7 protein-coding genes are annotated in these 8,278 nt (G+C 58.6%); 6 read left to right on the top strand and 1 reads right to left on the bottom strand.

The genetic code is table 11. The annotated features are described in order from the left end of the window. The first annotated feature begins 33 nt into the window (after positions 1-33). From EV586_RS02570 to EV586_RS02550, 5 genes are all read left to right on the top strand, one after another. Positions 34-2,460, top strand: a complete 2,427-nt coding sequence (locus tag EV586_RS02570) for a penicillin acylase family protein (RefSeq protein WP_132943502.1) — start codon at positions 34-36, stop codon at positions 2,458-2,460. Positions 2,461-2,478: 18 nt separating this feature from the next. Further along, the gene (locus tag EV586_RS02565; protein ID WP_132943501.1) at positions 2,479-2,970 is read left to right on the top strand and encodes a GNAT family N-acetyltransferase; all 492 of its coding nucleotides are present in this window, start codon (positions 2,479-2,481) and stop codon (positions 2,968-2,970) included. 10 nt (positions 2,971-2,980) lie between these two features. Then, the gene (locus EV586_RS02560; protein WP_132943500.1) at positions 2,981-3,331 is read left to right on the top strand and encodes a nuclear transport factor 2 family protein; all 351 of its coding nucleotides are present in this window, start codon (positions 2,981-2,983) and stop codon (positions 3,329-3,331) included. Positions 3,332-3,618: 287 nt separating this feature from the next. Then, the gene (locus tag EV586_RS02555) at positions 3,619-4,062 is read left to right on the top strand and encodes a universal stress protein (RefSeq protein WP_165898181.1); all 444 of its coding nucleotides are present in this window, start codon (positions 3,619-3,621) and stop codon (positions 4,060-4,062) included. 62 nt (positions 4,063-4,124) lie between these two features. After that, the gene (locus tag EV586_RS02550; protein ID WP_165898180.1) at positions 4,125-6,050 is read left to right on the top strand and encodes a C2 family cysteine protease; all 1,926 of its coding nucleotides are present in this window, start codon (positions 4,125-4,127) and stop codon (positions 6,048-6,050) included. 59 nt (positions 6,051-6,109) lie between these two features. Here the strand turns inward: EV586_RS02550 and EV586_RS02545 are convergent, their stop codons facing one another. Then, complete coding sequence (locus tag EV586_RS02545) at positions 6,110-6,934, bottom strand: AraC family transcriptional regulator (protein ID WP_132943497.1); 825 nt, start codon at positions 6,932-6,934, stop codon at positions 6,110-6,112. A gap of 124 nt (positions 6,935-7,058) precedes the next feature. On the opposite strand from EV586_RS02545, the gene EV586_RS02540 reads away from it, so the two are divergent. Next, positions 7,059-8,264 carry an MDR family MFS transporter gene (locus EV586_RS02540; protein ID WP_243652899.1) on the top strand — a complete coding sequence of 402 codons (1,206 nt, stop codon included), beginning with the start codon at positions 7,059-7,061 and terminating at the stop codon, positions 8,262-8,264. Positions 8,265-8,278: the final 14 nt, after the last annotated feature.

Genomic DNA, 8,278 nt, shown 5'->3' with positions numbered 1-8,278 from the left:
CATCTTCTGTTCGATTGAAAGGAGCCACCGCACGTGCTGAAAAAAATCCTGATCACGTCGCTTTCCGCCCTGCTTGGGCTGACACTCGCCGCCGGCGGGGGCGGGTACTGGTATGTCCATGACTCGCTCGCCGACCTCGACGGGGAAGCCTTCACCGCTGTCGAGCAGCCGGTGCGCATCTCCCGCGACGACTACGGCGTCGCTCACATCTACGCCGAAACGGAACATGACCTGATGTTTGCGCAAGGCTATGCGCACGCCCAAGACCGGCTGTGGCAGATGGAGCTGTCCCGCCGCGGCGTCTCCGGCCGCCTGGCCGAAGTGTTTGGCGCCGACCTCGTCTCCACCGACCGCTTCTACCGCACGCTCGGCATGCACCGCGCCGCCAAACGGGCGGCCGAGCAGATCGACGCTGCGACCCGACAGAACCTGCAGGCGTATGCCGACGGCGTCAACGCCTTCCTCCAACGAGCGGATCTGCCTTTTGAATATGACGTCTTCTCGATCGACCCGGAGCCGTGGACGATCGAAGATTCGCTTGGCATCTCGAAAATGATGGCCTGGGATCTTGGCGGCAACATGTTCACAGAGCTGTTTCTCGCCGCTGCGGGGAACCAAGTGGGCATGGAAAAAGCCCTGTCCCTGATCGCCGAATACGCGCCGCAGGATGCGCGCGTGCTCAAAGAGACGACAGACCGGGCTCAGCAAGCGGCAGACGCTGCCGCTGTCTCCATCGCGCCGGAAGCGGTGGCAGAGCTGCACCGAGCCAAAGCAGGGCTGCGCGACGAGTTGGGCATCCCCGGAGAAAGCCTCGGCAGCAACAACTGGGTGGTGTCCGGCAGCAAAAGCCAGTCCGGCAAACCGCTGCTCGCCAATGACATGCATCTGTCCTTGCAGGCGCCCTCCGTCTTTTATCAAAACCATCTCGTCGCTCCCGGCCTCTACAACGTTTCCGGTGCGATCTTTCCGGGCGTGCCGGGCGTGATCGTCGGCCACAACGACAAGCTCGCCTGGGGCTTCACCAACGTCTACCCGGACGTGCAGGACTTGTACATCCAGAAGCCGAACCCGGACAACCCGCATCAGTTCCTCTACAACGGCAAGTATGAAGAGGCAGAAGTGATCCAGGAGGTAATCCAAGTCAAAGACGGCGACCCGGTGCCGTTCGACAACATCATCACCCGCCAAGGCCCGATCATCACCGACATCGTGGAAGGCATCCCGGTCACCGACCGCCTGGCGCTGAAATGGAGCGCCCATGAATTCCACGGCGAGATCAGCGCCATGCTCGCCATGAACAAAGCGCAGAACTGGCAGCAGTTCGAACAAGCGTTGCAGAATTTCAGCGCCCCCGCGCAAAACGTCGTCTATGCGGACGTGGACGGAAACATCGCCTACCAGCTGGCCGGCAAGATTCCCGTGCGCAAAAAAGGGGACGGGCTCCTCCCCGTGCCGGGCTGGAGCGACGAGTACGAATGGAGCTCCTACGTGGCGTGGGACGACCTGCCGCATGCGTTCAACCCGGAGCAGGGCTACCTCGCGACGGCGAACAACAAGATCACCGCCGACGGTGCCGACAGCCCGTTTATCACCTACGAGTGGGCCGCACCGTACCGCGCCCAGCGCATCGAAGATATGATCGAAGCTAAAGACCAGCTGACCTTGTCCGACATGCAGCAGATGCAGCTCGACTGGAAGAACTTGCAAGCGCTGCAAAACGTGCCGGTCTGGCTGCCCGCCTTGGAAAAGGGAACGTGGAACGAAGCGGAGCGCACCGCTTTGCAACTGTTGAAAACGTGGGCGCAAGACCCGTCCGACCTGCCCGATCAGGCCGGGCCGGCGATCTACCACGCCATGCTGAACAAAACGATCGAGGCGGTCTACGAGCCGCAGCTCGGCGCAGACCTGTTCTACGAATATGTGGCGACCGGGCTGTCGGTCAACGCTTTTGACACTCTGATGCTCGATGCGCAGCCAAAGTGGCTGGCAGGCAGCGGCCTGACGAAAGAGCAGGCGATCGAAAAAGGGTTCAGGGCAGCGGTTGAGTTTCTGCAGGAGCGCATGGGCGATGATCCGGCCAAGTGGACGTGGGGGGATGTGCATCAGTTGACCTTCCGTCATGCCTTCGGGGATCTCAAACCGCTCGATCTGCTGTTCAACGACGGCCCGCATCCGTACGGCGGCAGTCATGTCACGGTCAACGCCGCCGCTTACTCCCGGATCGACAACCCGTTCCAAACCGGCTGGGGTGCGCCATGGCGCTTCACGATCGACATGGCCGACCCTGCTGGGGCGCAGGACGTGATGGAGATGGGCGCATCCGGCCAACTGGGCAGCGACCATTACAAAGACCAAAGCGAACTATGGCTGAACGGTACGTATAAGCAGATGTACTTCCGCGAGCAGGATGTGCAGGCGCATGTGGCGAACGAATGGAGATTGCTGCCTGACCAACCGTAACCGAGAGGAGTCATCACGATGCACAACGTGCAAATCCGCGCGCTGGAGCCGGCCGACCGCTCCTGGCTCCGCGACTTTCTGATCGAACACTGGGGCAGCCCGCAGATGGTCTACTCGCAAGGCATTCATCAGCTGGATGAGCTGCCCGGCTTCGTCGCCTGGCAAGAGCAGGTACCGGTGGGACTGATCACCTTTCACCGCACAGCGGACGAGCTGGAAATCGTTTCGCTGGATTCGCTGCGCGAAGGCCACGGCATCGGGAGCGCGCTGATCGGAGCAGCAGAAGCGGCGGCGAGCGAACAAAGCGTCCGCCGCGTCTGGCTGATCACGACCAACGACAACCTGCACGCGCTCCGCTTCTATCAAAAGCGCGGCTACGACCTCGTGCAGATCTACCGCAACGCGGTCGAGAAAGCGCGGGAGATCAAGCCGCAGATCCCGCGGATCGGCAACGACGGCATCATAATTCAAGACGAGATCGAACTGGAAAAGATCTTGCGAAAGGAATGACGACGCACGTATGACCACCACCGACATCACCCTTCCGGCACAGCGCCAGCTGGAAGCGTACAACAACCGCGACATCGACGCCTTCATGGCCTGCTACGCCCAAGACATCGTCGTTGAAGATGCGGAAGGCAACATCATCATGCAAGGCTGGGACAAGATGTACAAAAGCTATGCGGCGATGTTCGAGCAAAGCCCGGGCTTGCACTGCAAACTCGTCTCCCGCATCGCCGTGGGCAACTATGTCCTCGATGAAGAAAACGTTACCCATCGCGCCGGACGCGATCCGGGCGAAGTGTCGCACGTCGTGGCGGTGTACCGGATCGCAGACGGCCTGATCCAGCATGTGCGTTTCATCCGCTGACTTCGCAGTTTCCCTGACACCCTGAGCCAAAGTTCAGGGAATTCCCTGATAGAAAAGGCTGTCGATCTGTCTTATAGTGAAAGAGAAGAAGCCTAACCCGATATCTTCCAAATTGAATCGGCGCCTTGCCGTAACCCTCGCAGATGCGAGGGTCTTTTTTTGCCTGTTTATCCTCGCTCAGGGTGTTTCCCGCCACAAATCAGGGAACCTCCCGACTTACAGCCGCCTTGCGAAGACGTACAATGAAGGCAGAAACGAAGAGACAGATTTCGGAGGAGGAAACTCACATGTATAAAAACATTCTCGTGGCTGTTGACGGCTCTAAAGCATCCGACAAAGCACTCCAGTGGGCGAAAGAGATGCACGACGCGCTGCCGGAAGCGAAGATCACCTTCCTGTACGCTCACCAGCCGCTCGCCGCATCGGTTGTCGCGGCGTACGCTCCGGTCGGCTATCAGTTCGACTACGACTTGAACGCGGGGGACAGCGCGAACCCGGAGATCACCCCGGCCACCCGTGCGGTCGAGCAGTTTCCGCACCAAGAGCGCGTCGCGCATCTCACCAAGCTGGGCGTGCCGTCCGACGTAATTCTCAAAGAAGCGGAAGCGGGCGGTTACGATCTGCTCGTGCTCGGCGCAGAAGGGCATGGCGTCGTGGAATCGGTGCTGCTCGGCAGCGTTTCGGCAAAAGTCCTGCACTACGCCAAACTGCCCGTTTTAATCGTTCGCTAACTTCGTCCGCACATGGTATAATTAAATTGCAAAATACCATTAATTCAATGAGGTTGACCGTGATGCGCACAACTGTACCGAAAGGATCGGGGCCGAGCAGCCAAGCGCGGCCCGTTTCATCTTCTGCCCAGCTTCAACAGGCTTCCGGCGCCCAGCAATTGCTGTTACAGATGCAGCGAAGTGCGGGCAACCAGAAGACCGCACAATTTATACAAAACCAGATGCCGATCCAGCGCGTGCCTGCTGCGTGGACGACTTGGTCAGGCCTGCCGGATGCTGCTGAAAAGGGCACCTGGGGGCGTATTTGCGCGCTTGCCGATGCGTATTCCAAGCTCCAGCCTGCCGCTAGCGGCAAGCGGGAGCAGCTTCTGCTGGAACTTAACCCCCATATCTCAAAATGGCAGCAAGAATTCTTAGCAGCAGGCGCCTCTGCACAACCGGAAGTGCTGAATCTCTGGGCGAAACGCGCCAGTGCACTCAACGATTTGTTGCGCAAAATAGGCGTGGAGTGGAAAGAGATGGACGGTTCCGGGACGCTGGTGCCGAGCCTGCCGGAGGAGCGCGTGGCAAATCCTGAACTTTCGAAAAAGAAGGAAGTCAGCGATAAGGTGCACGGCGGGTTCTTCTCCACCAACGAACGCATTCTGGACGAGACCGGCAATACGATCGGCGTGGCGAAAAAAGGCTATCTCTGCGAATACGAAGAATCGGCGACCGGCCCATCTGGCTTAAAGGCGGACGATTTCTACAAAGTGCGTCCCAGCGCCGAGATGATCGGATCGAAGAACTATCTGTCGTTCAAAGAGGGGTATGTGCTGCGCACCGCCGTGGCGTATTTTAACACCATGAAGCAAGATGCGGAGCTCTACTATGAGAAGCCGGAAGATGGCGGGGAGGTTCATCCGCTGTTTCCGCATCCGCCGAAGCCGGAAGATGTAAAGCAAGGGTATATCGGGGATTGTTACCTGCTGGCAGCCGTGCTCGGGCTGGTCAACAAATCGCCGCAGCTGATCACCGACATGATGCGCGACAATGGCAATGGCACTGTCACCGTCAAACTGTACGACGTGGAGTCGAAAAATGGCGCCAAGACATTTACCGCGCGCGAAATCACCCTTGAAAAATCGGTGGTCAGGCGCAACAAGGGCGCTGACAAAAGAGACGAACACGCGCAAGGCTCGCTCTGGGTGCAAATGCTGGAAAAAGCGTATGCGGCGGCCGGCTATTACGGCACGTCGGAGGAACGGGTACCGCTGAAAGAGAACACGGTCGAACAGATCGCCGGCGGTTTTGCCTGGATCGCCTATGAGCATTTGACCGGCCATGCCGGTACCACGCGAACGGTGCAGACCTATGATGACATCGCCAAGCAGGGGGCGCTGCTGATGTACGGCCCGTTTCTCAAGACCTTAAATGCGACGCAGCAGATTGAAGTGATGAAGCCGGATCTGATGACCGGTATCGAAAAGCTGCACAAAGATCAAAACCACGTCTATCCGGAGGAAATCGAAGCGTTCCTGATCAAATCGGGCGTCAGTAAACCGACGGCCAAGCTGTTTCGAACTTATATTGAAGGCTCCGGTCACTATTCCGGGAAGCGGGGCACCGGGAAGTATTCACAGACGCAGCTCGATACGTATAACAGCATCAAGCACGGGGTAGACAACGGGCATCCGATGGCGATCTCCTCCAACGAAAAGATCGCCTCACCGAAAAAAGGCATCTTCAGCAAAGGCCACAGCGGCGGCGAAGAGGTGGCGAAAGGCCTTGTCGGGCGCCATGCCTACGCGGTGCTCGGCTACCGGGACAACGGCGGGGTGAAAGAAATCAAACTTCGCAACCCGTGGGGCCGTTACGGCCGTAAGTACAACAAAGCGTTTTTCACCGGCAAACTCGAATCCAAAGAAATGGAAAACGGCGAGTTCTGGCTGGATCTGACCGACCTGACCAAACGCTTTCACACGTTGCACAGCGTGGCACTGCCATAAAACAAGAACCGCACAGCGTCGGCTGTGCGGTTCTTGTTATTTTCCCCGTCGATCAATCGTTAGCGGATTTTACGATATTGGCCGGCGCTGATGCCATACTTTTTCTTAAACGCCCGGTGGAACGTGCTCAAACTGCCAAACCCGGCGTCGAGCGCCACGTCGGTCACTTCGCGGTCGGTGGCGGTCAGCATCTCGACAGCGCGGGTCAGGCGCACTTCGTTGACGTATTGGCTCGGCGTCTGGCCGATCGTTTCGCGGAACAGGCGGATCAGATGGAACTTGGAGATGCCGGAGATATCGGCCAAATAGTCGAGGCAGACTTCTTCCGCATAGGTGTCATGGATGTACTCGAGGACTTTTTGCAGCGCCGGGTGCATCTCGCCCGGCACGCTGGACAGCCACAGATTGTGGTGGGAGCCGGGGTGCAGTGACAAGAGCAGGTTGACCAGCTCCAGCTCCCACTCGGCCAGCTGCAAGGCATCGGTCTCGCCGAGCATCGACTGGCGGAGCAGCCCGTCGGCGATCTTGCGGAAACCGTCGGACGAACCTTCGCCCACCGGGTCGAACTCGATCGGGCCGGGCTCGCAGTGCAGACGCTCGCGGAGCACTTTTTGCAGAAATTTCTCTTTCACATCGAGCAGCAGCAGCTTCGCCGGCTGCCGTTCCGTATAATGGCGATGCGTCGTCTCCGGCATCGTGACGAGGCGCTGATAGTGGGTGATATGCACCACTTCCGAGCGGTTCATCTCGACGAAAGGAGCGCCGGCCAAGGGGATGGAGATCTGATATTCATCGTGATGCGTATGCAGGACATCCGATTTCATCGGGTCAAGATGCAGGATGCGAATTTTACTGTTCGGCAATTCAAATTTCAAATAAGGCATGACAACCGCCTCGCTTATCTCTTAGGAATTGAGAAGACAAGAGCGCAACAACTGAGAAGTCTGAACTGTGCTTCTGTGATATACTATACCCCACATAGGTATATTTGGGAAGGGGTAAATGGAAATGTTGGAAAAAATTATTTCGCGGTTCCATCCGGTGGCCTGGGGCGTGATTATCGGGACGTTTTTTGCTCGGGCTGGCTTTTATATGACGATGCCCTATCTGGCGATCTATCTGCATGAAGTGAAAGGACTGAGTCCGGAGCTGATCGGGACGATCCTCGCGACGAGCTTCCTGGTCGGCACGCTCGCTTCCTTTTTTGGCGGCACGCTGTCCGACCGCGTGGGGCGCTACCCGGTGATGGTGGTGTCGATGCTGGGCTGGGCAGGGGTGTTTGCTCTGTTTGCGGTGGCCGATGCGGTGTGGGCGTTTCTGCTCTTGAGCGCCTTGTCCGGGCTTGGCCGAAACGTGTTTGAGCCGACCGCGCGGGCGCTGTTGACCGACATCACGCCAAGCGACGCGCAGCTTGGCGTGTTTAACGCCCGCTACTTTGCGATCAACCTCGGGGCGGCGCTCGGTCCGCTGGCCGGGGTGATGCTCGGCAGCGCGCAGTCGACGCTGCCGCTGTTGATCACGGCCGGCATCTATGCACTATACGGGGTGGGGGTAGTCGTATTATGGAAGTTGTACGGCGAACCCAAGAAAGCGGGCAGCGGGGAGCAGGTCTCATTGGCTGAGACGGTCAAAGTCGTCGCGAAAGACAAAGTGTTTGGCCTCATCCTGCTCGGCAATCTGTTTGTCTACTCCGCCTATGCCCACATCGAAACCACGCTGGCCCAATACCTCGGCAGCGCCCCCGGATTCGTGGACGGGGTGAAGATCTATACGTATCTGCTGCTCACCAACACGATCTCGGTGGTGCTGCTCCAATATCCGGTGATCCGGCTGACCAAGAAATGGTCGGCGATCACGGCGCTCACGACGGGTGGCGTGCTGTTTGCAGCAGGGCTGTGGGGCTTGGGCTTGTTTGACAGCGTGGTGCTTTTGATCCTCTCGATGGTCGTGATGACGATCGGCGAGATCCTCTGCTTCATCATCGGCGACGTGATCATCGGCCAGATCGCCCCGGAACATCTGCGCGGGGCGTATTTCGGAGCGGGCGGTTTTCCATTCCTCGGCCAAAGCTTCGGCCCGTGGGCGGGGGGACTGTTGCTCGGCTGGTTCGGTTTTGGCCAAGGGCCGCTCGTATTTGGCCTGCTGATGCTGCTGACGCTGCTGGCCGTGCCTTGTTTTCTCGGGGCACAGCGTCGCTATCGGCAGGAATTTTAAACCTCGTATGGAAT

It is taken from the genome of Tumebacillus sp. BK434, from assembly GCF_004340785.1.
Taxonomy (GTDB): domain Bacteria; phylum Bacillota; class Bacilli; order Tumebacillales; family Tumebacillaceae; genus Tumebacillus_A.
This window is presented reverse-complemented; position numbering and strand designations above follow the sequence as displayed.